This window comes from Paraburkholderia sp. HC6.4b, from assembly GCF_014200875.1.
GTDB lineage: Bacteria > Pseudomonadota > Gammaproteobacteria > Burkholderiales > Burkholderiaceae > Paraburkholderia > Paraburkholderia tuberum.
Genome location: NZ_JACHDC010000030.1, coordinates 1 through 26,626, shown reverse-complemented (window position 1 = coordinate 26,626; position 26,626 = coordinate 1). Strand labels below are relative to the sequence as shown.

The window sequence follows — 26,626 nt, the reverse complement described above, 5'->3', positions numbered from 1 at the left end:
CTCAGCCGGTGAACGCTCGCGACACGAGCGCGGATTGTGTCGCCACATGCGCCGCATGCGATCCCGGCGCGGTCGATGCGCAAGCATCAGGTCCCGCGTACAGCAGCGTCGTGCCGGCAGGCAGAATCTCGCGTAGCAGCGGCTCGACGAAACTCCATGCGCCCTGATTGCGCGCTTGCTCCTGGCACCAGACCACGCTCTTCAGGTTCGGATAGCGAGCGAGCTCGGCGGCCAGTTGTTGCGCCGGAAACGGATAGAGCTGCTCGACGCGGATGATCGGGGTGTCGGTCATACCGACGCTGCGGCGATGCGCGAGCAATTCGAAGTAGACCTTGCCGCTCGTCACGATCACACGCTCCACATCAGTCGCGCGCGACGCGTCGATCTGGGTGTCCGGCAGAACCTCGCGGAATTCGCCGTGACTCAACTCGTCGAACGTGCTGGTCGCCTCCGGGTGGCGCAGCAGCGACTTGGGCGTCATCACGACGAGCGGGCGCCGTTCAGAGGCGCGGGCCTGCATCAGCAGCAAATGGAACAGTTGCGCGGGCGTGGTCGGTTCCGCAACCCGCATATTGTTTTGCGCACTCAATTGCAGGTAGCGCTCGAGCCTCGCCGACGCGTGCTCGGGACCCTGGCCTTCCTGCCCGTGAGGCAGGAACAGCGTCAGGCCGCTGTGTTGTCCCCACTTGGCCGCGCCCGCCGCGATGAACTGGTCGATCACGACCTGCGCGCCATTGGCGAAATCACCGAATTGCGCTTCCCAGATCACCAGCGCATTGCGATTCACCGTCGAATAGCCATACTCGAATGCCAGCACGGCGGCCTCGGAGAGAATCGAGTTCGTCACGGTGAACCGGCCCTGGGTTGCGCCGAGATGATCGAGTGGAACATAGACCCCATCGGGACGATGTATCCGTGTCTGATCGTGCAGAACGGCGTGCCGGTGGTTGAACGTCCCGCGTGCGCTGTCCTGCCCGCTCAGTCGGATACCGACCCCGGCCGCGAGTAACGATGCGAATGCCAGATGTTCGCCCATGCCCCAGTCGAGCAGGCGTTTTCCGGATGCCATCTCCTGACGCCCGTTCATCATCTTCCTGACGAGCGCATGCAGCGTCAGGTCCGCGCGGACGGTCGAGATCCGCTGCGCGAGGCCGCGCAGATCGTCGGCCGACGGGGCGAGGTGGCGGGCCGGGCCGGTTTGCGCGGCTGAGCACGAGCGCTCGCCGGCTTCCTCGTCTAGCGGCGAAGCATAGGAACCCACGGTCTCGTGCGCGCGCTCGAGAAGTTCGCGACGCGCGCTGACGTAGCGTTGCGCCTCGTCGGCCGTCAGCACGCCTTGCTGGATCAGCCGGTTCGCGTAGCGTGTCCTCACGCCCGGATGACCCGCGATCGAGCGATACATCAGCGGTTGTGTGATGCCGGGCGTGTCCTGTTCCTGATGCCCGTACCTGCGAAAGCAGACGAGATCGATGACGACGCTGCGCTTGAACTTGCTGCGATAGTCGAGGGCGAGCCGCGCCGCCATCGCGACCGCTTCAGGGTCGTCGCCATTGACGTGCAGGATCGGCGCCTCGATCATCTTCGCGACGTCCGTCGTATAGAACGACGAACGCGTGTCGCGCGGATCGGAAGTCGTAAAACCGATCTGGTTGTTGACGACGACGTGGACGGTGCCGCCCGTGCCGTGTCCGCGCGTGTAGGAAAGGCTCAGCGTTTCCATGACCACGCCCTGTCCACTCATCGCCGCGTCGCCGTGGATTTCGACCGGCAGCACGTCGCCGCCGTCGGCGCTGCCGGCGAGATCCGCCTTCGCGCGCGCCATGCCTTGCACGACCGGGTTGACGACTTCCAGATGCGACGGGTTGAACGCGAGCGTCACCTCGACCGGTCCGGCGTCGGTCTCGACCGAACTGGCAAAGCCCTTGTGATACTTGACATCGCCGGCCGTCAGTTTTTCGGCGTCCTTGCCGTCGAATTCGTCGAACAGCGCGCGCAGCGGCTTGCCGACGACATTCACGAGCACATTCAGGCGGCCGCGGTGCGCCATGCCCATCACGAGCGCGCGCAGCTTCTTCGACGCGCCATACCGGACCAGTTCGTCGAGCAGCACGATCAACGACTCGCCGCCTTCGAGCGAGAAGCGCGTTTGTCCGACATAGCGCGCGTGCAGGTGTTTTTCGAGCCCTTCGGCTGCGCTCAAACGCTCCAGCAGCCGCAGTTTCTCAGCGGCCTGCAGCGACGGCGTGGCGCGCGAGGATTCGAGCCGTAGCTGCCACCAGCGCCGCTGCTGCGCGTCGGCGAGGTGCATGAACTCGGCGCCGAGTGTGCCGGTGTACGTTTGCTCGAGCGCGGCAACGATATCCTTCAGCGTCGCGTCGTCCTCGAAGAGAAACGTGTCGGCGGTGCTGAACGTGGTCGACATGTCGGCGGCCGTCAGGCCGTAGTAGGCCGGCGTCAATTCGGCGTAGGAGCGTGGCGGCGTCCACGCCAGCGGGTCGAGATCGGCCACGCGCGTGCCGATCATCCGGAACGCGGCAATCAGCGTTTGCACCGCCACCTGCTTTCTCGCGAGGCCCAGCGCGTCGGCGGCCTCCTTGTTGGCCTGCTTATTGGGTTGCTTATTGGCCTGCTTATCGGGCTCGCTACCGGCTTCGTTGCTGGCCGCGACGACGGCACGCGGCGTTCGTTTAGCCAGCTCGACGAAGCTGGAGATCACCGGTGCGTGCGGCTGGTCGTCACGATCGCTGCCATCGATGGCGGGGGTGTCGCGCAACGCGTCGAACCACGTCCGCCACTCGGCTGTGACCGCATTCGGGTCAGCCAGGTAAAGTTCATATTGCTCTTCGACGTAGGGGGCGTTGCCCCCGAACAGGAAAGAGCTCTGACGTTCCTTCAACATGATGAATCTGCCCTTGCTCGCTGTGCGGCCGTGAGCCGGCCGCAACATATGGAGTGACGACTATCGTTGCTTGTAGCCACCCACCGAACAGCCAGGCATCGACGCGCGTCACAAGCGCCGTCCTTGGCGGGAGACCTCCCGGCACGCCCGGGTGATATCCCCAGTCGCAGTCGTGTAGACAGTCTAGTTAATCGATGCTGTGGCGGAAATGCGCGGATGGTGCGTTCGTCTGCCAACTAGTCGAAGTTTTGGGCCACGCGTGCAGTGCTGGCTTACCTCGTGTCGGGCATCGTTGCGGCGAGAGATTTGTTACGCCCAGACACAATAGTTTTTCCGGGCGCTGACGGCATCAGCGGCCGATGATGCGGTAAGCTGCGCCACGGCATCGCAAACATAGTTTCCACCATGAAGGTCACGGCATGAAAGTCGCCATTGTTGTATTCGATGGTGTGCAGGCGCTGGATGTAGCAGGCCCACTCGATGTGTTCGCCGAGGCGAACACGTTTCTTCCCGAGCATCAGCGCTACGAGGTCTCGCTGGTCGGACGCGAAGCGGGCACCGTGACCTGCTCGAATGGCATGCAACTGGCGGTTTCGTTTGGCTATGCCGACCGTGACATTCAATGGGACCTGCTGCTTGTCGCGGGCGGACCTCAGTTGCCCGATGCGCAGCCTTCGAATGAATTCCTGACCTGGTTGCAGAATCAGGCGCGCAGCGCGAGCCGCTTCGGCTCCGTATGCAATGGTGCATTCGTGCTCGCGCGTGCGGGGCTGCTCGATGGCAAGGAAGTCACGACGCACTGGTCGGACGCGAATCGGCTGTCCAATGAATTTCCGCAAGCCAACGTGCGGCCGGACAGGATCTTCGTTCGCGACGGTCGGCTTTTCACGTCAGCCGGCGTGACCGCGGGCATCGATCTGTGTCTGGCGCTCGTCGCCGAGGACTGGGGGCACGAGCTCGCGGTGCGGGTCGCGAAGCGTCTGGTCGTGTATATCCAGCGGGAAGGCGGTCAGTCGCAGTACAGCCCCTATATCGGCGCGGGCAAGGACGAAGATCCGATCCTCCACAAGGTCTATCGATATGTGAGCGAGCATATTACCGGGACGCTGTCGATCGAGGAGCTCGCGAGCGCGGCCTCGGTGAGCCGCCGTACATTGTCGCGGGTATTCGCGAAGCACGCGAAGGTGACGCCCTCGGTATTCGTCGAGCAGGTGCGCGTCGATACGGCGAGAAAACTGCTCGAGGATACCGATGCTCCGCTGAAGACGGTCGCGTTCAAATGCGGCTTTCACAACGCCACGCATATGCGCACGACATTCTCGCGGCGGCTCAACGTCACGCCGAAGCAATATCGGATGCGATTCAGAGGGGAGGCGAGTGCACAACAGTGAGCCCACCGCGGCGCTGGCGGACGTGTCGTCGTTGACCAACGACGATTCGGCGCAATTGCTTCCCGACATCATTCAGTCCGGCTTGTCGATCCTCTTCTGCGGCATCAACCCGGGATTACGCGCGGCGTCGACAGGGCACCACTTCGAAGGCAGGGGTAACCGGTTCTGGAGAGTTCTCCATCGCGCCGGTTTCACGGACGAGGAGTTTCGCCCCGGGAACGACCGGCAACTGTTGAATCGTGGATACGGTCTTACCACGGCGGTCTTACGTCCCACGGCTCGTGCGGACCAACTGTCGAAGGCGGAGATTCAAGCCGCCGCGGCGCAGTTCGAACTGAAGATTCGACACTACGCGCCGCGCTTCATCGCGTTTCTTGGCAAGGTGGCGCTCGCCGAAATGTCCGGCCAGCGTGATATCGAATGGGGCTTGCAAGCCCGTGATTTCGCCGGTGCGCGCGCATGGGTCCTGCCAAACCCAAGCGGACTGAACCGATCGTTCAGCCTCGATGCACTCGTGAGCGCCTACCGTGAGCTCCGGTTGGCTGCGAAACTGGCGCTTCCCGACTAGACGGCGATTGCCGCCATAGGCGGGCGTTGCTGCCTTTTGCGGCGCGCTAAGCCGCGTCTCACGCTTTTGCCCGAGCCCTGCGGGTCGGTTCCACGCAGCCTGTAACGGCTGGTCGCGCATCAGCGTTCCGCTTGACTCAAACCAGCGCCTGAATCGCATGGCCCGTGACGAACCACCATGGTTCGTCACGACGCACGCTTTTCCGCCCATGCCGCGCGAGCGGCGCACAGCCGGTCGACACAGCACGGCCTGGCCAATTTTCCGTACTGGATGGCCCAAAACCCGCCTAGCTGAAGCTTTAAGAAATCGGTCCGATCTCTGACAATTAAGCAATCGGTGAACAGCAACGAAGAGCGGTGAGCCGACAGCTGACTGTCCGCGTCGGGCAGTAGAGCTAACTAAACCAGAGCGGGTTGAAACCTATGACGACTGAAACGGAAGCGCCGAGTCTCCCGCGATCGCTGGAGAGCGGTCCTGTACGCGTGGTAGCGGCGCCGCCCCGGACGGCTCCTGCGCAGTTGGCTTTTACCAGGCGTATTGCGCTCGGGCTCGTCGGCATGCTGTTCGCGTCGTTGCTGGCGATCCTGAACGAGCAGGTCACCGCGGCCGCGCTGGCCGATATCCAGGGCGCGTTCCTGATCGGACATGACGACGGCACCTGGCTCACTTCGCTGTTCGAAGCAGCGAACGTCGCGACGATGGTGTTTGCGCCGTGGTTCGGCATCACGTTCACGCTGAAGCGGTTCACGATCGGCGCCGTACTCGCGACGATGTTCTTCGGCTTGCTGTGCCCGTTCGCTCCCAATCTGCCGACGCTTTACGTGCTGCGCATTCTTCAGGGAATCGCGGGCGGATGTCTTCCGCCGATGCTGATCATCGTGGCGCTGCGCTATCTGCCGCCCAATCTCAAGCTGTATGGCCTCGCCGGCTATGCGCTGACAGCGACCTTCGGGCCGGCCCTGGGCACGCCGCTCGCCGCGGTGTGGACGGAGTTCGTCAGCTGGCGCATGGCGTTCTGGCAGATCGTTCCGCTCGGCGTGCTGTGCTGCATCGCGATTCAGCGGGGGCTTCCCGCGGACCCGATGAAGCTCGAGCGGTTTCGCTCGTTCGACTGGATCGGCTTCGTGACCGGATTTCCCGCCGTCGCGATGCTGGTGACCGGTCTTTTGCAGGGCGATCGTCTCGACTGGTTCGATTCGGGGTTCATTTGCGTGATGTTCGGCGCGGGGGTGCCGCTGCTCGTTGCATTTCTCGTCAACGAATGGTGTCAGCCGGTGCCGTTTTTCAAGCTTCAACTGCTTGCGCGCAGGAATTTCACGCATGGACTATCGACCTTGCTCGGCACCGTGATCCTGCTGGTGGGCATGGCGGCAATACCGGCCCAGTATCTCGCGATAGTCCATACGTACCGCCCGTTGCAGACCGCGCCGCTGTCGTTGTTTCTGGCCGTGCCGCTGTTGATCACGCTGCCGCTGACGGCCGCTTTGCTGAACACGCGCCGCGCCGATCACCGCTGGGTAATCGCCACGGGTCTCGCGCTGATGTTCGTGACCTGCGCGATGGGAAGCTTCATCACGACCGAGTGGATTCGCGACAATTTCTACCTGCTGCAATCGTTGCAGATCGTCGCGCAGCCGATGGTGATCATGTCGATCCTGATGGGCGTGACGACGGGGCTGCCGCCCACCGAGGGTCCGTTTGCTTCGGCGATGTTCAATTCCCTGAAGACGTTTTCCGCGGCGGTGGCGAGCGGGCTCATCGAAAGTGTGGGGACCGCGCGCGAGCATTTCCATTCGAGCATGCTGGTCGACCAACTGGGCAACCGCCCACTGATAGCGAATCTGGGCGTCGGCGCGGACTACGGTCTGGGTCAGCTCGCGCACCGGATCCACGAACAGGCGGTCGTTCTGACTTCCGCCGATCTGTACCGCCTGATGGCGTGTGTCGCCGTTGCGCTTCTTCTGCTGGTTCCAGTGCTGCCGGTGCGCATCTATCCGCCGTGGAGCACGACGCCGCCTGCTTCGCATTGAGGAACGATTCCCATGTCATCGACTATGCCATCCCCATTGAAGATCTTTCGTGCTGCCGCGGTCATCGGCGTCGTCGGCCTCGCTGCATGGGGCTGCACGAGGCTGCTCGCGAGCCCGAATACCGAGTCCACCAACGACGCCTACGTCACCGCGGACTTCACGCTCGTCGCGCCGCGCGTCCCGGGTCAGATCACGGACGTACTGGTCAATGACAATGAGGACGTGAAAGCGGGCCAACTGCTCGTGCGCATCGATGACCGCGACTTTCGCGCGGCGTTGATGAGCGCCGAGGCGGAAGTGGTCGCGGCGAAGGCATCGGTGGCGAACTTCGATGCGGAAATTGCGCGTCAGCCGTCGCTGGTGGAGCAGGCGCGCGCGACGCTGCGCGCCGACGACGCATCGATCGGTTTTGCGCGGGCCAACGCGTCGCGCTACCAGAACCTGTCCGACGCCGGCGCGGGGACGGCGCAGGAACAACAACGCGCTTCGAGCACGCTCGCGCAGCAGCTTGCGCAGCAGTCGCACGACCAGGCGGCGTTGCTGGCCACCGAGCAGAATCTGGACGTGCTGCGCACGCAGCGCGACAAGGCCGCGGGCGCGCTGGAACACGCCGAGGCGGCGCTCGAGCAGGCGAAGCTCAACCTGTCGTACACGGAGATCCGCGCACCCGTCGACGGCAAGGTCGGCCGCCGTTCGGCGCGGGTCGGCGCATTCGTGACGCCCGGCGCGCCAGTCCTGGCGATCGTGCCGCTGTCGGACGCGTACGTGGTCGCCAACTTCCAGGAGAGCCAGATCACCAACATGCGACCGGGCGAAGGCGTACGCGTGACGGTGGATAGCCTGCCCGGCATCGTGATCCGCGGCCGTGTCGATAGCCTCGCGCCGGCGACCGGCGTGAGCTTTGCGCCGATCGCGCCCGACAACGCCACCGGCAACTTCACGAAGGTCGTGCAGCGGGTGCCCGTCAAGATCACGATCGATCGCGGACAGGCGAGTGCAGCGGCATTGAGCGTGGGGCTCTCGGTCGAAGCGGACGTCGTGGTGGGCCACAGCGGCGAAGCGACGGCCGAGGGAGCGCAAAGAGAATGAACACGAGCAACTACTCTGCGCGCGCGATCGTCGCAGCGCTTCTGACCTGTGTCGCGCTGACGGCATGCACGGTGGGTCCGAATTTCGAACGTCCACAGACGGCCACGCCGCAGGTCTTCGAGCGTACGCAAACCGCGCAGTCGCCGAGCCGGGCGGTGGAATCCCAGTTCGGTCCGGATTGGTGGACGCTGTTCAACGATCCGGTACTCAACCAGCTGGAAAAGCAGCTGGCCGACGCCAACCTCGACGTGGCCGCGGCCTCCGCGCGTTTGCTGCAAAGCCGGGCCGAGCGGCGCGTTGCCGGCGCTGCCGAAAACCCGACGCTCGACGGCGCCGCCTCGTACAACCGCGAACGCGGCAGCCAGAACGGCATCCTGTCGCTGCTCGGCGTCACGCCGACGCAAAGCCAACCGCAATCGGCTTCCGGCAGCGCGCCGCTGGGCGTGGCTCCGTTGCCCGGCTCGGCGGGCTCGCCCGCCTATAACCTGTATCAGGCCGGGTTCGATGCGTCGTGGGAGATCGATCTGTGGGGGCACGTGCGACGCAGCGTCGAAGCGGCGAGCGCGCTGTCCCAGGCGTCATACGAGGACCGCAACGCGGTGCTGTTGAGAGCGCGCGCGGAACTGGCGCGCGACTATATCGAGCTGCGCGACACGCAGGATCTGCTGCAGATCGCGAGACAGAACCTCGACATCGCCAACGATGTGCTGAAGCTCACGCGGGTTCGCGCGCATGAAGGCGTCACGACCGATCTCGACGTGTCGAACGCTGCCGCACAGGTGGAAAACATCGAAAGCCTGATTCCGACGCTGGAGTCGCACTGCGAGACCACGATCAACGCGATCGGGCTGCTGCTCGGGCAGGAACCCGGTGCGCTGCGGCAGACGCTTGCCGAACCGCGCGAGGTGCCGGTGCTGCCCGCGCAGGTGCCGATCGGCTTCCCGTCCGAGCTCGTGCAGCGCCGGCCCGATATCCGCAAGGCGGAGGCGGACCTGCATGCGGCAACCGCGACCGTCGGCGTCGCGAAGGCCGATTTCTATCCACGCATCACGCTGAACGGCAGCGCGGGGTTTCAGAGTCTTCAACTGTCGAATCTCGCCAGCTGGGCGTCCGGGCAGTTCGTCGTCGGGCCTTCGATTACGTTGCCGATATTCGAGGGAGGCCGTCTGAAGGGCACGCTGCAACTGCGTGAAGCACAACAACAGGAAGCCGCCATCGTCTACCGGCAGACGGTGCTGCGCGCGTGGCGGGAAGTCGACGATTCGCTCGTCACCTACGACGCCGAACAACGCCGCCGCGATCGGCTCGCCACGGCCGTCAGCATGAACGAGCGCGCGCTGGCCGTTGCGCGGGAACGCTACAAGGCGGGCGCGCTCGACTATCTCGACGTGCTGAACGTGCAGCGGCAATTGCTCGAAGCGCAGAGCAATCTGCAGAAGAGCAAAGCCACCGCCGCGACCAATCTGATCACGCTCTGTAAAGCGCTGGGAGGGGGATGGGAGTCGACCTACGGCGGATAACGGGCAACGTGCCGCCCGCCGTTCAATACTGGAACTGGATCGCGGCATGTCGCTGCGAATACCGGAGCGAACGAACAACAAGGAGCTTGTCATGCGCGATTCAACCCATTCGGCCGATAGTGCCGCCACGCCCGCATTCGCATCGCGCGGCAAGATCGTCATGATGGCGATCATCGCCGGCGCGGTGATCACCAACATTTACTGCACGCAGCCGATCCTTCCGCTGATCGCCGCGGGTCTGCGCGTCGACGTGACGACGGTCGATCTCGTCGCCGCCGCGGCACTGCTCGGTTTTTCGAGCGGGCTCGCGTTGCTGCTGCCGCTCGGCGACCGGTTCGATCGCCGCAAGCTGGTGCTGATCCAGATCGCGCTCGCCTGCGTGTTCGGCGTCGCGGGGGCCGTCGCGCCCGGCATCTGGGCGCTCGTCGCGGCGTCGTTCGGCCTCGGCATCGTGAGCTGCGTTCCGCAGCAGCTGGTGCCGTTCGCCGCCGTGATGTCGTTGCCAAGCGAGCGCGGGCGTAACGTCGGCACCGTCGTGAGCGGGATCATGGTCGGCATCCTGACCGGCCGTACCATCGCCGGCGTGATCGGCGCAGCGTATGGATGGCGCGCGGTGTACGTCGCCGAAGCGGCCTTCATGGTGCCGGTCTGGATCGCGGCCGCGGCGCTGCTGCCGCGCGGCGTGCCGTCGACGAATCTCTCCTATGGGCGCCTGCTCGCTTCGCTGTGGCCGCTCGCGCGGGACAATCGGCCGATCCGCGAATCGATGCTGATCCAGGCCCTGCTGTGGGCCTGCTTCAACGGGTTCTGGGTCAATCTCGCCGCGCTTCTCGCGAGCGGACCGTGGCATCTCGGCAGCGCATGGGCAGGCGGCTTCGGCGTGATCGGCGCGGCCGGCGCGTTCGCCGCTTCACTGGGCGGCAATGCGACCGATCGGGTCGGGTTCCGCAAGGTGATCGGCGCTAGCATCGGCATCGTCACGCTCGCGTATCTGCTGCTGTCGGGCGCGGCGAGCTCGCTGACGCTGTTGATCGTGGGCGTGATCGTGCTCGATATCGGCGTGCAGTCCGGTCTCGTATCGAACCAGACGCGCGCGTTCGCGGTCGATCCGAAAGCGCAGGGCCGCATCAATAGTCTTTATATGACGGCCACCTTTTTCGGCGGTGCTGTCGGCGCGACGGTCAGCGGCTGGTTGATGACACGCTATGGCTGGACGGGCATCGTCGCGTTCGGTATCGCGCTCGGCAGTCTCGCCGCCGCGATTCACTGGATCGGCACGCCTCGCGGGACGGTGGTCGAGGTCCAGGCGAGCCCGGATTGATCGCGAGCCGCCGCCTGGTTCGAACGTAGATGACTGGTGAGGTGAAACATGAAGTTCTCGATGAAAACTGAAATCCGTGCAGATGATGTTACCAGGCTCGAGCATGCGATGAAGTCGGTCGATCCCGACGCGAAAGTCGCGGTCGACGTTGGCACGCAAAGCGTGAGCGTCGACTCGTGGCTGATGCCCGAGGAATTTCTCGTCGCGTTCTACGACGACAACTACGAGGTGGCCGTCAAGGAGTGGTGACTCCAACGACGCCCGCGCGCGTATCGCGGCGGGCGGATCGCTGACGCCAGGCATGGGCCGCGGCGCGATTGCCGCCGCCATCCGAAGCCGCTTCGTCGTAACCGACCGCCGCGCCGACGAATCGCTCGCTGAACTGGAACAGAAACTCAGGGCGTTCATCGAATTCGCCGGACCGGCGTTCCTCGAAGTCATGATCGACCAGAACGCCGATGTGTTTCCCATGGTCGGGCCGGGACAAAGCTATGCGGAGATGATCACCGGGCCTTTCATCCCGTCTCGCGATCAGCGGGAGGCTGGCGGCAAGCACGTTTGGAGGCGTTTCGAGGCCCGCGCCGCCAAGCGGGAAGGGCGTGCGTCACGCCTGGCGCGCGTCGATCAGGCGGACAGGAATTCGGCGATGACGACGATCACGACAGCGGCGTCGGCGGGACCCTGGCTATGCGAGAACGCTGAACGCGCATGTCCCGCTTTGTCGCCGAGCACGGCAGCGAACAGATCCGAAGCGCCGTCGACCACGGCGGGCTGCCCGTAGAATCCATCGGCGGAACTGACGTGCCCCTCGACGCGAACGATGTGATGCAGGCGCTCGAAACCGCCGAGATGACGCGAGATCTGCGCGAGTACGTTGAGCGCGGCGAGTTGGGCAGCCTTGCGGCCCTCTTCGAGCGTCAGGTTCTCGCCGACACGCCCCGAATAGACCATTTTGCCGTCGGACAGCGGCACCTGTCCCGAGATGAAAAGCAGGTTTCCGGCTTCGCTGACAGCCGTATAGCTGCCCAGCGGTTGCGCAGGAGAGGGCAGTTCGAGACCGAGTTCTGCGAGTTTCTGTTGGACGGACATGGTGGGCTCCTTGAGTGGGGCGTCGAGCGCGCGAATCAGATCATGCGCGCAATGTGCGGACACCCGCACTGACGATGAATCGCGTCATGGGTGCGGTGTGGGTCGGCTTGCCGGGCGAGTGCGGGTGACGCCAGACCACTTACTGGCCTGCGCTCTGGCCGCCGTCCACATGCAGGATCTCGCCGGTCACGAACGGTGCCGAGTCGAGATAGAGGATCGCATTGACGATGTCGCTCATGTCGCCCATGCGCCCGACCGGATGCATCCCGGCGAGCGTCGCGTGTGATTCGGCGGGATGCATCGGCGACTTGATGATGCCGGGCGACACCGCGTTGGCGCGGATACCGGCGCGCGCATATTCGATGGCGAGCGAACGCGTCGCGGCATTCAGGCCGCCCTTCGTCAATGACGCGAGCACCGACGGAACCTTGCTGTTCGCCTTTTCGGCGAGCGTCGTGGTAATGCTGACCACGTGACCGCTGCCGTGCTTCTGCATCGCGTCGATCGCGTACTGGGTAATGTAAAAGAAGCCGTTCAGGTTGACGTTCAGGATCGCCGCGTAGTCTTCGGCGGTGTACTGCGTGAACGGCTTCGCGATGAAGATGCCCGCGTTGTTGACGAGCGTATCGACGCGTCCGAAGTGCTCGATGGCAGCGTCGACGACGCGGCGGGCGGTAGCGGCGTCGCCGATGTCGCCGGCCACGGCGACATAGTCGGCCTCGACGGCCGGTGCGATGGAACGAGCCGTGGCGACGACGCGATGACCCTGCGCGCGGAAGGCTTTGACGGTTTCAGCGCCGATGCCTTGCGATGCGCCGGTGACGATGACGACTTTGGAAGTGCTCATGGTTTGTCTCACAGTGTGATTGATCTGGCCTGCTGGCCGTTCGAATCGATGGACCCGATGGAGGGCACCGTAGGCGCATCCGCCGCGAATTCGAACACACACCGTGGACAAAGAGTCTTGCGCCACGAGAACAAATCTCGTGGAACCGTGCGGCTAGAGCCAGCGCCAGATGCCCGCGGGCCAACCGGAGAGCGGGATATGAGCCCACGTCGCGACGAGCCAGAAAACGACGCCGCCCACCAGCGCGTGCATGCCGAACCCGCCCAGCCGCGCGCGGCCGGCGGCGATCGCCGCGAACGGCAGATAGCTCGTCTTCGATTCCCATGCGGGCCACAGATCGGGTTGCAGCCGCCGTTTCTTGCGGTCCTGTAGCGCGGCACCGACCAGCGCGAGGATGATGATCGCCCCGGCAAGCACAAAGTTCCGGGTGACCGGGAACACGGCGATATGGCACAGTCCCCAGAGCGCGAACGACCACATCATCGGGTGACGGGTCACTGCGTACACGCCGCGCGCCGCGTCGGGAAACGCGGTGGGCCGGCCGCCGGTGGGCAACGCCGGGTTGCGGATCAGGGAGCCCATCAGAAGGATCGACGCGATCAGCATGAGCACGGTCACAACTGCCCACAGCGCGTTGCCTGCCGGCCATAGCGGCGCGGAGACGGGCGTCCTGTCGTAAGCCATGACCATCCAGCCGAACGTCAGTATCGCAATCAGCGAATAGACGCCCATGGCACCCCGTTCGCCGATTGCCCGGACCATACCCGCCCGCAGCGGATGGGACAGGAGAAAGTGGCTGCCGACAAAAGCGAATGCCGCCACGACAAGTGTGTCGATGCTTCCCATTGGCCCGGCTCCTCAAGTCAGATGATCGGTCGACCGCGTGCATTGCGAGAATACTACTTCGCGCGCCACAAGGAATGCAGCGATCGCTTCGCGAGTTTCGATTGCCGCGCGCCGCAAAACCTTGATTGGCAGTGTCGTCGTCGCGATGGCCGGGACACTCGCCATCGCATCGACTGCGCAAGCGGGGCAATGGGCCGCCAACCATCCCCGGCGCGTCGAAGTGAACAACCGTCTTGCCAACCAGAACAATCGCATCCGTCGAGAGGTTCAGGATGGGCAAATGTCGAGAGGCGAGGGCGGGCGCGCGTGGTGCGGTCTTCCGCAAGCGGCGAAGAGCGGCCCCTTGGCGGCGGAGTTAAGGTCTGCGTTGAAATTTGACTCGCACAACAACTCGTCGCAAGGCGTAGCGGCGGGTAGAGCCGTTAGGCGGCAACGGTCCTGGAAGGCATTGTCGACCGGTTCTGGTGCGCCGCCGTTGGCGACAGAGCGGTATCCTGCCTCGACGACAGCGATCGCATGCTCGGCCTCCCGCAACCCTGCAACGGGAGGACAACCATTCGCCAGATCGGCCCAGCTGCGCTTTAAGAACACCGAATAAAACTCGTCCGTGTTGTACTCCACCTTCGTGGCGCGCCGTTGCTGTTGGCCCCGCGCTTTGATGTAAAGCTGGTCGGCATAACCCCGGACGTAGGAGGAGGTATGCGAGATGGAAAACGCGAAGTCTCGCTGATCCTCCGCTGTCGATGGATACAGGTAACCCGTTTCAACCACGCCGATTTGTCCCGCAGCGTTTCGGCACGTGAACACGGCTTGCTCCTCGACGGTCACATCAGGTCGATACGTTCGCATCTGCGCCGAGACGTGGGTGATGGGATCTGTTTGTGAGGGATGAGATCAGGTCAATGAAATGAACCCCGACATTCAACGTGGACCCTCCACCTGCGTGCCGTTTATCCAGCATCCAACTGCACCCGCCGCGCTCATACCGAGCTATCGGGCCAACGATGAACCTGAACGCGAGATGCTGGAATCCCTCCGGCGTAAATCCATTCGCGGGACGCTTCCATTCGTCCCGCTGCGCCTCTGTGGCGCAACGGGCCTTGGCGCCAGTTCGCTTGATCCACGAGCGGCAGAAACGAGCACCGCAGCGACAACACCATCGGGCGGACGCTCAAGGCGGACGCGAGGGCAGCGTATGCGTCACATCCCGCTGCCGCACGGCGACAGCAACAGCCCATCGCCGAACGGAACATGGTCGTTGCTCGAAAGACATGTTGTGTAGGTCCAGCTCAATAGCGAGGCGCCGGACGAAGGGGCGCCGTATTGTCCGGTCAGCATCACCTGGAGGCGCGGCGTGGGGCTGATTGCAGCAGTTCCTGCAACTCGGCTTTGTAGAAACGCGCCAGGCCGTTGGTACCGTGGCCGCACGTATCCTCGCTGGCAGGGATCAAAAGCAGCCGGCCGTGGCGCACATGCTGCATCGCGTGCTCCATCAGACCGGTCTCGGGCGGATAGCGTTCGTCATCGGCCGCGTTGATGGCGAGCACCATAGCCCGGATCTGCTCCAGGCCGGGTGCCGGGTTATAGCCGCGCGAGGCACCCCATTGATATAAGAAGTCGTTGGCATCCAACGTGAAAGGCTGGGCCAACAGGGTGTCCAGGAAGTTGTCGGCCAACTCCATTGTCGGAGCTGCTTTCTGGTAGGCCAGCGTTCCGCCGTTGGTGGCCAGCGCGAAGAACGCGCTGGCAATGCGCAAGGAGCGGGGCGGGCTGGCGTAATTGCCATCCAGGTACTCCGGGTCGTCGCGGACCATCTCGGTGAGCATGCGGCGCAGCATCCAGTTGCGGCCGGACATCTCGGTCGGTTGCGACGCCATTGGCACCAGCGCGTCCATGAAGTCCGGATATCGCACCGCCCAGATCCACGCGTGCATGCCGCCCATCGAGTTGCCGATCAGCAGGCGCAAGTGCCTGATGCCCAGGCCCTCGGTCAGGAGCCTGTACTGCGCGAGCACCATGTCGTCGTAGTTGTAAGCCGGGAACCGCGTGCGCAGCCCGTCCGACGGCCTGGACGATCCGCCGGCTCCAATTCCGTCCGGGAGGACGATGAAATAATTGTTGGCATCAAGCGGCTGTCCGGGCCCGAACAGCTCTCCCGCGAACGCGGGCGTCAGCATGCCGGCGCCTGTGCCCGTCGTGCCGTGCAGGACCAGGACCGGCTCGCCGGACGGGTCGCCGATGGTTCGGTAGTGTAGCCGCACCTCCGGCATCACCTCCCCGGTGTGGAAACGGAAGTCTCGCGCGATCCAGTCGCCTTCCTTCGGTGCAGGATAATCGGCCAAATTGCAATATCTCGTTAGCGGCATAGGCGTGCGACGCAATCCGATGGCCTGGATTACCCGGAAATCGGTTCAAGAGTCTGAAGCGCACCCCCCTGCCGAGCAGAAGCGTAGGCCGCATCCATGACCTGCATCATCGCCTCGGCGTCGCGCAAGGACGCGATCGGCCTTGCACCTGTGCGGCATTCACCAAGCACTCGCTTGACGAACAGTGGGTAGTAAATGTCGGTCTCTAACTGGAGACGGCGACTGCGAGTGCCGGCGGCAAGATTGTTCCGGTCCCGAATCTCGATCCGGTCGGGGCCCGATTTTGCGTACATGCGATCGGATGAAAGGGTGAAGGAGAATTCGCGCTGCTCGTCTTGAGTACTGGGAAAGCTGTATCCGGTCTCCACGAGCCCGATCACGCCGTCTTCGGTTTGCATTGTCAGCAACGAGTAGTCCTCGACGGCGCCTCGATGCGTTCGGGAGTTCATGGTGGCGGAGACTCGCGCGACTTCTTTGCCGGTCAGTAATCTGAAGAGATCGATGAAGTGGGTTGCGACATTGATCGTGGATCCGCCTCCGGAATACACAGGATCGAGTGCCCAACCTGCGCCTGCAGCTTCGTAACGACCAGGCGCACCTACAATGAAACGGAAAGACATGTAGTTAAAGTCCGACGGTATGCAATCCTCCGCATCTTCCAGTGCGCCGAGCAACTCGCTCATCCGGAAGATCAACGGTACGGCGCAATAAAGATTGGCTTCCTCGGTCAGTTTGCGCAGCCGCGTGACCTGCGACATGTTTACGCCGCAGGGTTTCTCCAGCGCGAACGGAATTTTTCGTTCGATCACCGCCTCCGCGAGCGTCGGCATTTCGGAATGCCGCCCAAACACAAACGCGAAATCGACATCCTCGCGCTCGAGCAACTCATACGCCGACGAGTACAACGTGCTCCCAAAGCGCGCGGCAATTGCCTGTCCTTTTACTTGCTCCGCATCTGAAACGGCTACCACCTGGATACCGGGCGCCTCGAGCGCATCGAGATAGAGTGGGACATGCCAATGGCTGGCCTCCAGCAATGCGACTTTCATGCGCGTTCTCCCTTCGCACCGTCGACGAATCGACTCCGTGCTTGCGCGATGCGCGCATTAAAGCTGGCCGCACATACCAATGTGGAAACGTTGAAACTGTTCATCGCATCTTCCCTCCATTCAAACTGGTAAAACTGTCGATTCCGGGTGCTTTCCCAGAGGCGTTAGGGCATTAACGACTTGCGTTCGTTGCAGGCGCGAAAAGCACGCCGTCGTCTGGTGCTGACCTGCCAGCAGGGTGGTAATCGAACCCAAGGAAGCGTAGGGCATGCACTGCCTGCCCTTCATGCATCGGCCCCCCGTCCTGGGTACGACAGCCGCGCGCATGCGCGGCGCGGCGAAGCTGCGTCGGCTCTGGCGCATTGATGATGTCTACGACGATGGTGCCGGGTGCGAGCCGCTCGGGATTTACCGGCATGGCGTCATTCGCGTTCATGCCGAGCGGTGTGGCATTGATCACGACTTCGAAACCGTGCGGGTCGGGAGGTCCGGAATGCGTGATGCAACCGGTTTCGGCAGCAACGGATTCCGCGAGCTCGCCAGCCCGCTGCTCGTCAACGTCGGATATGGTTAACGTTCGGGCGCCCGCCGCCGCGACTGCAAATGCGATAGCCCTGCCCGCGCCTCCGGCACCGACGAGAAGAACTGACTTATTCGCCGGATGATTGCCTTCCCATTGCATGCCAAGCACACAGCCCACGCCATCGAATATGGCGCCGACCCAGCGTCCATCTTCGTTGCAACGTATCACGTTGAGTGCGCCGACCCTGGAAGCAGTGGGATGGAGTTCGTCGACAAAATCCAGCATCCGTTGCTTATGAGGCATTGTGACCAGCAGGCCGGAAAGATTGCGTAACGCTCGTGCGCCGGCGACGAATGCGGACAGGTCTTCCGCCTTGACCCAAAACGGAACGCAGACCGCGTCCGTGCGCTGTTCGATAAAAAGCTGGTTCAGCAGTTGCGGCGACCTGGCTGCCGTCAGCGGATCGCCCACTAACCCGTAAAGTCGCGTTCTTCCCGTGATATGTGGATGCATTGCGGCCTCATGTCCGATGTTGACGGAAGGTGCAGTCATAGCTTACTGCTCACTTCCAGGGTGCCGGGGCTTCGGCGAGATCCCATGTTCCGTAGACAGCGGGCTCGTTAATCTCGATGACTTCAAGGTCATCGGAGCGCCAGATCACATTGTGCGGAACGCCGGCGGGTTGCGAGAGGTCGTCCCCGGCGTTGAGAGTCACATCGCCCTCGACGCCGGCGAAACGGAACGTCACCGATCCGCGCAGCACATACAGATAGTGCGCAGTCATGTCGTGCCAATGCCAGCCCGTGGCATCGGTGAACGGGGTCAGTGCGCGAATGTGCTTGGCGCCGATGCGACCGTTGGTCACCGCGGCGAGTCCGAGGTCGCGATACTCGGAGTCCGCGCGCAGCCCTTCCTTGTTCCAGACCGCTGCGGATGCGCTCACACGTGCGAACGGAGTCAGGGATTGCGCGAGTTCGCGCGGGCCATCGTAACGTGGCGTACCTTGGTTGTGCATGTGTCTTTCTCCTGTGTGGCATCAGATATTGGCGAGTGCCGCGGCCGCGTGTTCCTGCCCGGCTCGTCCGAACAGCGTAAGTTGCGCCGGGCGGTCGCTGCCGAGATGGCCCTTGCTTTCGGCTACGAGCGCAGTTGGTTCGTCAGATCCTGTGAGCCGGCTGTTCCGGTCGCCTCACGCAACATCTCGGCGCGCAGACGATCGTATTCGCCTTTGGGTACAGGGACCGCGTTGCGGTCGCCGAGATCGTGGAGCCGGACCCGGTACGTCTCGCGCGTGGTAAAGGCGGCGATCGCGGCCACGACACAGATGCCGAATGTCAGGGCTCCGATCTTCAGTGGAATATTGGCGGAGCCGGGGGGCGCGACCGCGACGAAGAATGCCGGGAGAAGCGCGGAAAGCGTCGTCCCGACGTTCTGTCCAATGGCCATCCCGGACACGCGCACGCGCGTGTGGAACAGTTCGGAGAACAGGCTCGGGAATACGCCGTTGAAGCCCTGATAGGCGATGCCCCACATGAGCACCGAGAGAACCATCGCCAGCCACACGTTATGGATGCTGATAGCGTACAGATACACGAACGAGAGCAGTCCGGCGCTGAGGGTGCCGACAAGGACTGGCGGCCTGCGACCAATCCTGTCTGAGAGGTTGCCGACGAAGGGAATCAGGATCACTGCGCAGATATTGCCCAGAACAGGGATCCACAGATACATGCCGGGAGGGAAGCCGATGCCGTACGCCGGCTGAACCGCGTAGGCGGTGCCGAAGACCGCGGCGACAAGGGCGATTACGGCGGTAAGCGCCATGCAGACTACGCGCACGACATCGTCCCAGCTCTGCCGGAGCACTTCGACGACTGGCGAGGCGGGAATTTCGCCGTGCACGCGCTCCTCGGCGAACGCCGGGGTCTCATCGACTTTGCGGCGAATGACGTAGCCCGCGATGAGAACGACAATGCTGAGCAGGAACGGAATCCGCCAGCCCCAGGAGGTGAACTGGTCCCTGGGCATGAAATGCGCGAGCGGCAGGAAGATCGCTGCCGCCATGAGCTGTCCGGCCTGCACCCCCTGGAGGGTAAAGCTCGCGAAGTAGCCGCGCCGACCGAACGGTGCGTGCTCGAGAATCATCGAGCTGGCGCCGGAGAGCTCCCCGGCGACCGCGAAGCCCTGGATGAGGCGAAGAACCACGAGCAGCACCGGCGCCCAGATGCCGACCTGCTTATAGGTTGGCAGGACCCCGACGGCCATCGTTGAAAAGCCCATGAGGAACATGCAGAGGAGCAGCACCGTCTTGCGGCCGTGGCGGTCGCCCCAGTGGCCGAGGACGACGGCGCCCACCGGGCGGGCGATATAGCCGACACCGAAGGTTGCCAGTGAGGCGATGATGGCGACCGTTGGATTATCAGACGGAAAGAAGAGCTGCGGGAACACCAGCGACGCCGCAGTCGCGTAAATGAAGAAGTCGTAGTACTCCAGCGCCGAGCCGATCCAGCCGCTGGCCGCGGCGATCTTCGACTGGCGCTTGCCGTGAGGCTTAACCCGGGTGTTCCGATTCATGCTTGTCTCCATCGTGATTGACTTTCCGGTGCTGTTTGTCTATTGTTGTAACACCGTTCCATTAAGAATCATGTTACGTCAATTATGAGAGTTGTCAAGGGAGCAGTTGACCGGTCGCTGCAGGCGATCGAGTTGCTCGCACGTGAGGCGCGCTGGATGCGCATCTCCGATATCGCCGCCGAACTCGGGCTGGAGAAGGGCCCCGCGCATCGCGTACTCGCGCAACTGTGCGAGCAGGGCTGGGCGGAACAGGATGAACAGACCTCCCAGTACCGTCTGACCTTGAAGCTGTCCCTGCTCGGTCAGCGGTACCTGCATGGGCTTGGTCTGCCGGGTCTGGTGCAGCCGATCCTCGATGAGGTCGCGGGTCAGTGCCGCGAGCTGGTCCGGCTGACGGTGGTCAACGAAGGAACACTCGCATGGCTGGCAGCGTCCCAGGGCGCGGCACCGGGCCTGATGTATTCGCCGTCCATGCATAGTCCCATCGTCTTGCATGCCACATCGGTTGGCAAGGCGTGGCTGGCTGGAATGCCGAACGACCAGGCGATCGAATACGCCCTGCGTGGTGGACTCGGAAAAGCGTCCGCCGCGGGCGCATGGACGCCGAAGGCCATTACCAGCGTCGAGCAGCTGATTCCGGAGTTGGAGCGGACCAGGCAGCGTGGCTATGGCCTTGTCGTCGAAGAGGCCGAGCCGGGTGTCGTCGCATTGGCGGTGCTGGTGCGTGCGCTGCCTGACGGTGCGGTGGTCGGCACCATGAGCATTGCCGGGCCGGTCACACGGGTTCAGCCGGAGCGTTACGAGGCCTTTTACGCGCTATTGCAGCAAGCGTCCGCGAAGCTGGGTGCCGTATGGCCGCGCCAGAGCGTCGGTGCACATGCGAGCGAGGCGGCATGAACGCGCCGGGCGCAGCTCAGGCTCTCGAGCGACTCACCGCGTTGGATGAGCAGGCAGCACGTGTCCTCGTCGCGGCGCGCCGGCAAGGCACGCTCGTGGAGCGCCTTCCCATCGAGCTGCGGCCCGCGAATCTGGACGAGGGTTTCGCGATCCAGCAACAGGTGGGCGATCAGCTCGGCCGGCAGGCTGGCGCGTGGAAATGTGCGCTGCCGCCGGCGGGCAAACTCATCGCTGCGCCAATCTACGACGCCGTCATCCATCGAGGCGCCCAATGCCGCATTCGCGCCATGCCTGGGCAGTCCTTGGTAAGGGCAGAGCCTGAACTCGCCTGTTTGCTGGCTCGCGATCTGCCGCCACGGCGCGAATCGTATGGCGAAGCCGAGGTGCTCGACGCTCTCGGGAATGTTCACCTCGCGCTCGAACTGCTGGGCAGTCGCTATGCGCATCCAGAATCGCTGACGTTTCCTGAATTGCTGGCAGACGGTCTGTTCAACGCCGGTCTTGTCATGGGGCCGCGCGTTCAATTGCGCGAGGGCGCGACGCCGGCCGATCTCCCGGTCGAATTCACCGTCAGTCTGACTCGCGCCGGACACGACACGGTCAGTTTTGCTGGCCGCCACCCTGATCGCACCGTGCTCGCGCCGATCGTTTGGCTCGTCAATTTTCTCCGCGTCCGCGGCCTTGGATTGCATGCCGGCCAGGCAGTGATCACGGGCTCTTACGCGGGCGTGCTCGAGTTACCGATTGGTTGTGAGTTGCATATCGGCTTCGGTGATCTCGGCACGTTGCCGATACTTTTTTTGTCTTGATAGGAGTCTTCAATGCGTCTCGTCCGTTTCGGCCAGCCTGGTCAGGAGCATCCCGGTGTCATCGATTCGAGCGGCGTGATCCGCGATCTGACCGGCGTCGTCGACGACATCGACGGAACGACTGTTTCGCCTGCCGCCCTTGCGAAGCTGAGCGAACTCGATCTGAATCGCCTGCCCGTCGTGGAAGCGGGCACGCGCCTCGGCGCCTGTATCGGCAATGTCCGTAACCTCGTGTGCATTGGTCTGAACTACACCGACCATGCCGCTGAAACCGATACGCCCATCCCGCGGGAACCTGTCGTATTCAACAAGCATACGGGTTCGATCAGCGGTCCGAACGATCCGGTTATCTTGCCGGCAGACGCGCAAAAGCTGGATTGGGAGGTCGAACTGGGCGTGGTAATCGGCAAACCTGCCTGGCAGATCGATGAAGCTACCGCGCTCGATCATGTGGCGGGTTACTGCCTTGCCAATGACGTTTCCGAACGCGCGTATCAGCTCGAACGCGAAGGCCAGTGGACCAAGGGCAAAAGCGGCTTCTCTTTTGCGCCGCTCGGCCCGTGGCTCGTAACGCGTGATGAAGTGCCCGACCCGCAGGTGCTCGACCTGTGGCTCGACGTCAACGGCACACGTCGTCAGACGGGCAACACACGCACGATGATCTTTAACGTCGCGCATATCGTGGCGTATCTCAGCCGCTTCATGCCACTGATGGCTGGCGACGTCATTATTACCGGGACGCCTCCCGGTGTCGGCCTCGGTCAGAAGCCGCCCGTCTTTCTGAAAGCGGGCGACACCATGACCCTCGGCGGCAGCGGACTCGGCGAGCAGAGCCAGAAGGTCGTGCGGTATGCGGATTCGCTTGGCACGGCATGGGGCCGTGGCGAATATCCGTTGGCACGATAAAACGATTCGATCTGTAGAGGAGGAGATATGAGCCTTGCTGGAACGGGCGTCGTCGCAATCTGGCATGACCTGCTGCCGGAAGCGAAGGATGAATTCTACGAGTGGCACAACCGCGAGCACATGCCGGAACGCGCCGGGATTCCGGGGTTCAGGCGCGGGCGGCGCTACATTGCGCTGGATGCGGGCCCCGAGTACTTCAATCTGTACGAAGCCGACACCGTGGAGGTGCTCGGCGCGCAGGACTACCTGCTTCGGCTCAATTCGCCGACGTCGTGGACGAAGCAGGTCGTCGCCTCGTTTCGCAGCGTGGCCCGCTCGATCTGCCATGTGGCGTATTCGGAAGGTGTTGGGCAGGGCGCCAGTCTCATGACGGTGCGCTTCGACGTGCCTTCCGCGGCGCGGGCCGATGTCGTGAAGGGATTGCGTCAACGGGTCTTGCCGCCGCTCGCCGACCGGCCCGGGATCACGGGCGTGCACCTGTGTCTGGCCGATGAGGCCGTCAGCAAGGTCGAAACTGCTGAGAAGAAGGCGCGTTCGGAAGGCACCCAGGTGCCGACATGGATCGTGATGATCGAAGGATGCCGTGCCGACTACGTCCGCACAACAGTGGACGCTTTCCTTGCCGGGCTCACTGCTTTGCCAGGGGCCGCTGCGGTTGCGCCGGACTCCACGCTCTATCAACTCGAGTACACGCGCTGCAAGACGCCGTGGAGCGCTGGCTGAAACGTCGTTTGAACACGGCTGCACCGCGCGTAATGCGACGTCGTGCAGCCGATCCTGAAACCGTCGTTACGCATTGAGAAACGAAGGAGTAATTCCATGTCGTCCCCTGTTGCGGGCAAGTCTGTCGCATCGACCGCGGTCGGACCGGTTCGCGTCATTCGACTCAATCCCGCTGACGATGTCGTCATCGCCCTCGATCAGCTCATGTCCGGCACGTTGCTGGATGAGGAAGCGGTGACGGTCTCGGGATTGATCCCGCCCGGTCACAAAGTGGCGACACGCGACATCGGTGAAGGTGAAGCGGTGCACCGTTATGGCCAGATCATCGGCTTTGCGAGTCAGCCGATCCGCGCGGGGCAGCACGTTCACACCCACAATCTCGCGATGGGCGAATTCGCCCGTGACTACGCATTCAGTCAGGGCGTACGTGCCACTGTCCCGTCAACTGAATCGGCGACATTTCGCGGCATTGTGCGTGAAGACGGCCGTGTGGCGACGCGCAATTACATCGGCATCCTTACCTCGGTGAACTGCTCCGCCACGGTCGCGCGAGCCATTTCCGACTATTTCCGCCGTGACATTCGTCCTGAAGCGTTGGCCGCGTTTCCGAACGTCGATGGCGTCGTCGCGCTCACCCATGGTTCGGGTTGCGCTATTGACTCCGAAGGCGACGGCCTCGCGATCCTCCAGCGCACACTTGGCGGCTATGCGTGCCATCCCAACTTCGCGGGCGTGCTGGTTATCGGCCTGGGCTGTGAAACGAATCAGATTTCGCGGCTGCTCGAAACCCAGGGGCTCAGGGAACACGACCGCTTGCGAACCTTCACGATTCAGGACACCGGTGGCACGACCCTGACAATTGCAAAAGGTATCGAACTGGTTCGGCAGATGTTGCCCGACGCGAATGACGTTAAGCGGGAAACGGTTTCGGCAAGTCATCTCACCATTGGCCTTCAATGCGGTGGGTCGGACGGATATTCGGGCGTCACGGCCAATCCTGTGCTGGGTGCAGCCGTCGATTTGCTCGTGCGGCGCGGCGGTACCGCGATTCTCTCGGAGACGCCGGAGATTTATGGCGCCGAGCACTTATTGACCCGCCGCGCGATAACGCCCCAAGTGGGACAGAAACTGGTCGATCGCATCAGGTGGTGGGAAGCATACGCGCAGCGGCAAGGCGCGCAGATCAACAACAATCCGTCGGCGGGCAATAAGGCCGGCGGTTTGACGACCGTCCTCGAGAAATCGTTGGGCGGCATCGCAAAGGCAGGCTCCACGAACCTGGTCGAGGTGTACGAATACGCCCAGCCGGTCAAGGCGCGCGGTCTCGTGTTCATGGACACGCCTGGCTACGATCCGGTGTCGGCGACCGGCCAGGTTGCCGGCGGTGCGAATCTGATCTGCTTTACGACGGGACGCGGTTCGGCTTACGGCTGCGCGCCCTCGCCATCGGTAAAGCTCGCGACAAACACCGCACTGTGGCAACGTCAGTCCGACGATATGGACCTGAACTGCGGAGAAGTGCTGGAAGGCAGCACAACGATCGAGCAACTTGGCGCGGTGCTGTTCCAACTGCTGCTCGACGTGGCATCCGGGAAACGCTCTCGTAGCGAGCAGCACGGTTACGGGCAAAACGAATTCGTGCCTTGGCAAATCAGCGCAATCATGTGAGCCGCTGTTGTCCGGCACAAGTACAGCGTGCTCCGCACTGATGCTCAGCAATAACCCATACCAGGTTGGAAAAAGATTAGATGACATTGAATGACCGATCCGCGTTGCCTGACGATCTGGAGCAGGCGGTGCTCGTGGGGCGCGCGTGGTGCCCCGATATCGGCGCGCCGTGTCCTGTTGCCGTTATCGGGGGCGAACTGGTGGATGTGTCGTCGTTCGCGCTGACGACCAGCACGCTGCTTGAGCAGCCAGGAATCGGCCTTCGGCTGAAGGAGGCCGCTGCGAACCTGCCGAGACTTGCGACACTGGACCTGGTTCTTGCCAATTCCGCCTTCGATCGGCGCGATCCGTCGACTCCTTGGCTCATCGCGCCATGTGACCTTCAGGCGGTCAAGGCGAGCGGTGTGACGTTCGTCGAAAGCCTTCTGGAGCGGGTGATCGAGGAGCGCTCGGGAGGCGACGCGAGCCGGGCCGACGAAGTGCGCGCGCGTGTCATGTCAGCACTGGGCGATCGGCTCGCAAGCGTTCGCCCGGGGTCTGCCGAAGCCGAAGCGGTGCGCCAGGTACTTATTCAGGAAGGAATGTGGTCGCAGTATCTGGAAGTCGGCATCGGTCCCGATGCGGAAATTTTCACGAAAGCGCAGCCCATGTCCGTTGTCGGTACCGGCAGCGAAATCGGAATTCATGAAAATTCGCAGTGGAATAACCCGGAGCCTGAAATCGTGCTGGCGGTGACCAGCCGGGCGGAAATCGTCGGCGCCGCGCTTGGGAACGACGTCAATCTCCGGGATTTCGAAGGCCGGAGTGCGCTGCTGCTCGGTAAGGCGAAGGACAACAACGCGTCGGCCTCGATTGGCCCGTTCATTCGCCTCTTCGACAGTAGATTCGGTCTCGATGATGTTCGGGCTGCGGAGCTTTCGCTACGCGTAGAAGGAACAGATGGATATGTTCTGACAGGGGCGAGTTCCATGAAACGCATCAGCCGGGACCCGACAGAACTCGTTGCGCAAGCGATGGGCTCTCACCATCAATACCCGGACGGAATGATGCTTTATCTCGGGACGTTGTTTGCACCGACCGCGGATCGTAGCGTGCCAGGGCAAGGATTCACGCATCAGATCGGCGATACGGTGACGATATCGAGCCCGCGATTCGGTGCGCTCATCAACACGGTCAACCATTCGCATCGCATTGCGCCCTGGGAGTTTGGGGTCGGCGCACTGCTCGCCAGCATTCTTCGTGGGCATACCGGGAAAGCGGAGTCGTAGTCGCTCCATTGCCCGTTGGTGCGCTGATATTTCATTGACTATCAGCGGACCGGCGGCTGTCAACGCAGTTGTCGCGTCACTTCAAGCAACCTGCTTTAAACGCATCCTCAAACTGGACCGTTTGCGGCTGCATGGTCCAAGCGGTGCCCATATCGGATCTTGCCCGCGCGCGATGCGGCCAAGGATCTATATGAAGCTTGCGCCTCCGTTGACGGGGATCGTTTGGCCCGTGATGAATGCGTTGCC

The 26,626-nt window shown here is 63.2% G+C and carries 23 protein-coding genes and 1 pseudogene; 14 read left to right on the top strand and 10 right to left on the bottom strand.

All coding sequences use genetic code 11. The features are described 5' to 3' along the window. Position 1: 1 nt before the first annotated feature. Positions 2-2,899 carry a 2-oxoglutarate dehydrogenase E1 component gene (locus HDG34_RS35035; protein WP_184067590.1) on the bottom strand — a complete coding sequence of 966 codons (2,898 nt, stop codon included), beginning with the start codon at positions 2,897-2,899 and terminating at the stop codon, positions 2-4. Between the two features lie 419 nt (positions 2,900-3,318). On the opposite strand from HDG34_RS35035, the gene HDG34_RS35030 reads away from it, so the two are divergent. The 8 genes and pseudogenes from HDG34_RS35030 to HDG34_RS40300 form a co-directional block, all read left to right on the top strand. Further along, positions 3,319-4,290 (top strand): GlxA family transcriptional regulator, encoded by a 972-nt coding sequence (locus HDG34_RS35030; RefSeq protein ID WP_184067587.1) that lies wholly within the window; start codon positions 3,319-3,321, stop codon positions 4,288-4,290. Between the two features lie 31 nt (positions 4,291-4,321). Next, a complete protein-coding gene (gene mug / locus HDG34_RS35025; protein ID WP_221309357.1) occupies positions 4,322-4,858 on the top strand; it encodes a G/U mismatch-specific DNA glycosylase in 537 nt (178 codons plus the stop codon). A 557-nt stretch (positions 4,859-5,415) separates the two neighbouring features. Then, on the top strand, positions 5,416-6,888 hold the full coding sequence (locus HDG34_RS35020; protein WP_260321438.1) for an MFS transporter: 1,473 nt from the start codon (positions 5,416-5,418) through the stop codon (positions 6,886-6,888). A 12-nt stretch (positions 6,889-6,900) separates the two neighbouring features. Further along, the gene (locus HDG34_RS35015; protein WP_184067578.1) at positions 6,901-7,977 is read left to right on the top strand and encodes an HlyD family secretion protein; all 1,077 of its coding nucleotides are present in this window, start codon (positions 6,901-6,903) and stop codon (positions 7,975-7,977) included. After that, positions 7,974-9,497 carry an efflux transporter outer membrane subunit gene (locus HDG34_RS35010; protein WP_184067575.1) on the top strand — a complete coding sequence of 508 codons (1,524 nt, stop codon included), beginning with the start codon at positions 7,974-7,976 and terminating at the stop codon, positions 9,495-9,497. Before HDG34_RS35015 ends, HDG34_RS35010 begins: the two co-directional genes overlap by 4 nt. Before the next feature lie 91 nt (positions 9,498-9,588). Continuing rightward, entirely contained in the window at positions 9,589-10,818 is a 1,230-nt protein-coding gene (locus tag HDG34_RS35005; RefSeq protein ID WP_184067572.1) for an MFS transporter, read from the top strand. A 48-nt stretch (positions 10,819-10,866) separates the two neighbouring features. Continuing rightward, positions 10,867-11,067, top strand: a complete 201-nt coding sequence (locus HDG34_RS35000) for a copper chaperone (RefSeq protein WP_184067569.1) — start codon at positions 10,867-10,869, stop codon at positions 11,065-11,067. A gap of 121 nt (positions 11,068-11,188) precedes the next feature. After that, positions 11,189-11,374, top strand: a pseudogene (locus tag HDG34_RS40300) (acetolactate synthase, large subunit, biosynthetic type); the annotation flags it as partial. 68 nt (positions 11,375-11,442) lie between these two features. Here the strand turns inward: HDG34_RS40300 and HDG34_RS34990 are convergent. From HDG34_RS34990 to HDG34_RS34950, 9 genes are all read right to left on the bottom strand, one after another. After that, the gene (locus HDG34_RS34990; protein ID WP_184067563.1) at positions 11,443-11,907 is read right to left on the bottom strand and encodes a RidA family protein; all 465 of its coding nucleotides are present in this window, start codon (positions 11,905-11,907) and stop codon (positions 11,443-11,445) included. Positions 11,908-12,046: 139 nt separating this feature from the next. Beyond that, on the bottom strand, positions 12,047-12,754 hold the full coding sequence (locus HDG34_RS34985) for an SDR family NAD(P)-dependent oxidoreductase (RefSeq protein WP_184067560.1): 708 nt from the start codon (positions 12,752-12,754) through the stop codon (positions 12,047-12,049). Between the two features lie 153 nt (positions 12,755-12,907). Continuing rightward, on the bottom strand, positions 12,908-13,600 hold the full coding sequence (locus HDG34_RS34980; RefSeq protein ID WP_184067558.1) for an NnrU family protein: 693 nt from the start codon (positions 13,598-13,600) through the stop codon (positions 12,908-12,910). A 267-nt stretch (positions 13,601-13,867) separates the two neighbouring features. Next, entirely contained in the window at positions 13,868-14,428 is a 561-nt protein-coding gene (locus tag HDG34_RS34975; protein ID WP_184067555.1) for a hypothetical protein, read from the bottom strand. 509 nt (positions 14,429-14,937) lie between these two features. Next, positions 14,938-15,966 (bottom strand): alpha/beta fold hydrolase, encoded by a 1,029-nt coding sequence (locus tag HDG34_RS34970; protein ID WP_184067552.1) that lies wholly within the window; start codon positions 15,964-15,966, stop codon positions 14,938-14,940. Between the two features lie 29 nt (positions 15,967-15,995). After that, positions 15,996-17,015 (bottom strand): Gfo/Idh/MocA family protein, encoded by a 1,020-nt coding sequence (locus tag HDG34_RS34965; RefSeq protein WP_184067549.1) that lies wholly within the window; start codon positions 17,013-17,015, stop codon positions 15,996-15,998. A 172-nt stretch (positions 17,016-17,187) separates the two neighbouring features. Further along, a complete protein-coding gene (locus HDG34_RS34960) occupies positions 17,188-18,090 on the bottom strand; it encodes a shikimate dehydrogenase (protein WP_260321436.1) in 903 nt (300 codons plus the stop codon). A 10-nt stretch (positions 18,091-18,100) separates the two neighbouring features. Next, positions 18,101-18,553, bottom strand: coding sequence for a cupin domain-containing protein (locus HDG34_RS34955; RefSeq protein WP_090805074.1), 453 nt, complete (start codon positions 18,551-18,553; stop codon positions 18,101-18,103). A gap of 122 nt (positions 18,554-18,675) precedes the next feature. Then, positions 18,676-20,109, bottom strand: coding sequence for an MFS transporter (locus tag HDG34_RS34950; RefSeq protein WP_184067546.1), 1,434 nt, complete (start codon positions 20,107-20,109; stop codon positions 18,676-18,678). A gap of 84 nt (positions 20,110-20,193) precedes the next feature. On the opposite strand from HDG34_RS34950, the gene HDG34_RS34945 reads away from it, so the two are divergent. The 6 genes from HDG34_RS34945 (at position 20,194) to HDG34_RS34920 (ending at position 26,380) form a co-directional block, all read left to right on the top strand. Continuing rightward, positions 20,194-21,006, top strand: coding sequence for an IclR family transcriptional regulator (locus HDG34_RS34945; RefSeq protein ID WP_184067543.1), 813 nt, complete (start codon positions 20,194-20,196; stop codon positions 21,004-21,006). Next, entirely contained in the window at positions 21,003-21,815 is an 813-nt protein-coding gene (locus tag HDG34_RS34940) for a 2-keto-4-pentenoate hydratase (protein WP_184067540.1), read from the top strand. The genes HDG34_RS34945 and HDG34_RS34940 overlap by 4 nt, the downstream gene beginning before the upstream one ends. A 12-nt stretch (positions 21,816-21,827) precedes the next feature. Continuing rightward, positions 21,828-22,721 carry a fumarylacetoacetate hydrolase family protein gene (locus HDG34_RS34935; protein WP_184067538.1) on the top strand — a complete coding sequence of 298 codons (894 nt, stop codon included), beginning with the start codon at positions 21,828-21,830 and terminating at the stop codon, positions 22,719-22,721. 27 nt (positions 22,722-22,748) lie between these two features. Further along, a complete protein-coding gene (locus HDG34_RS34930; protein WP_184067535.1) occupies positions 22,749-23,444 on the top strand; it encodes a hypothetical protein in 696 nt (231 codons plus the stop codon). 96 nt (positions 23,445-23,540) lie between these two features. Beyond that, on the top strand, positions 23,541-25,112 hold the full coding sequence (locus HDG34_RS34925) for a UxaA family hydrolase (RefSeq protein WP_184067758.1): 1,572 nt from the start codon (positions 23,541-23,543) through the stop codon (positions 25,110-25,112). Positions 25,113-25,192: 80 nt separating this feature from the next. Beyond that, the gene (locus HDG34_RS34920) at positions 25,193-26,380 is read left to right on the top strand and encodes a fumarylacetoacetate hydrolase family protein (RefSeq protein WP_184067532.1); all 1,188 of its coding nucleotides are present in this window, start codon (positions 25,193-25,195) and stop codon (positions 26,378-26,380) included. The last annotated feature ends 246 nt before the right edge of the window (positions 26,381-26,626 follow it).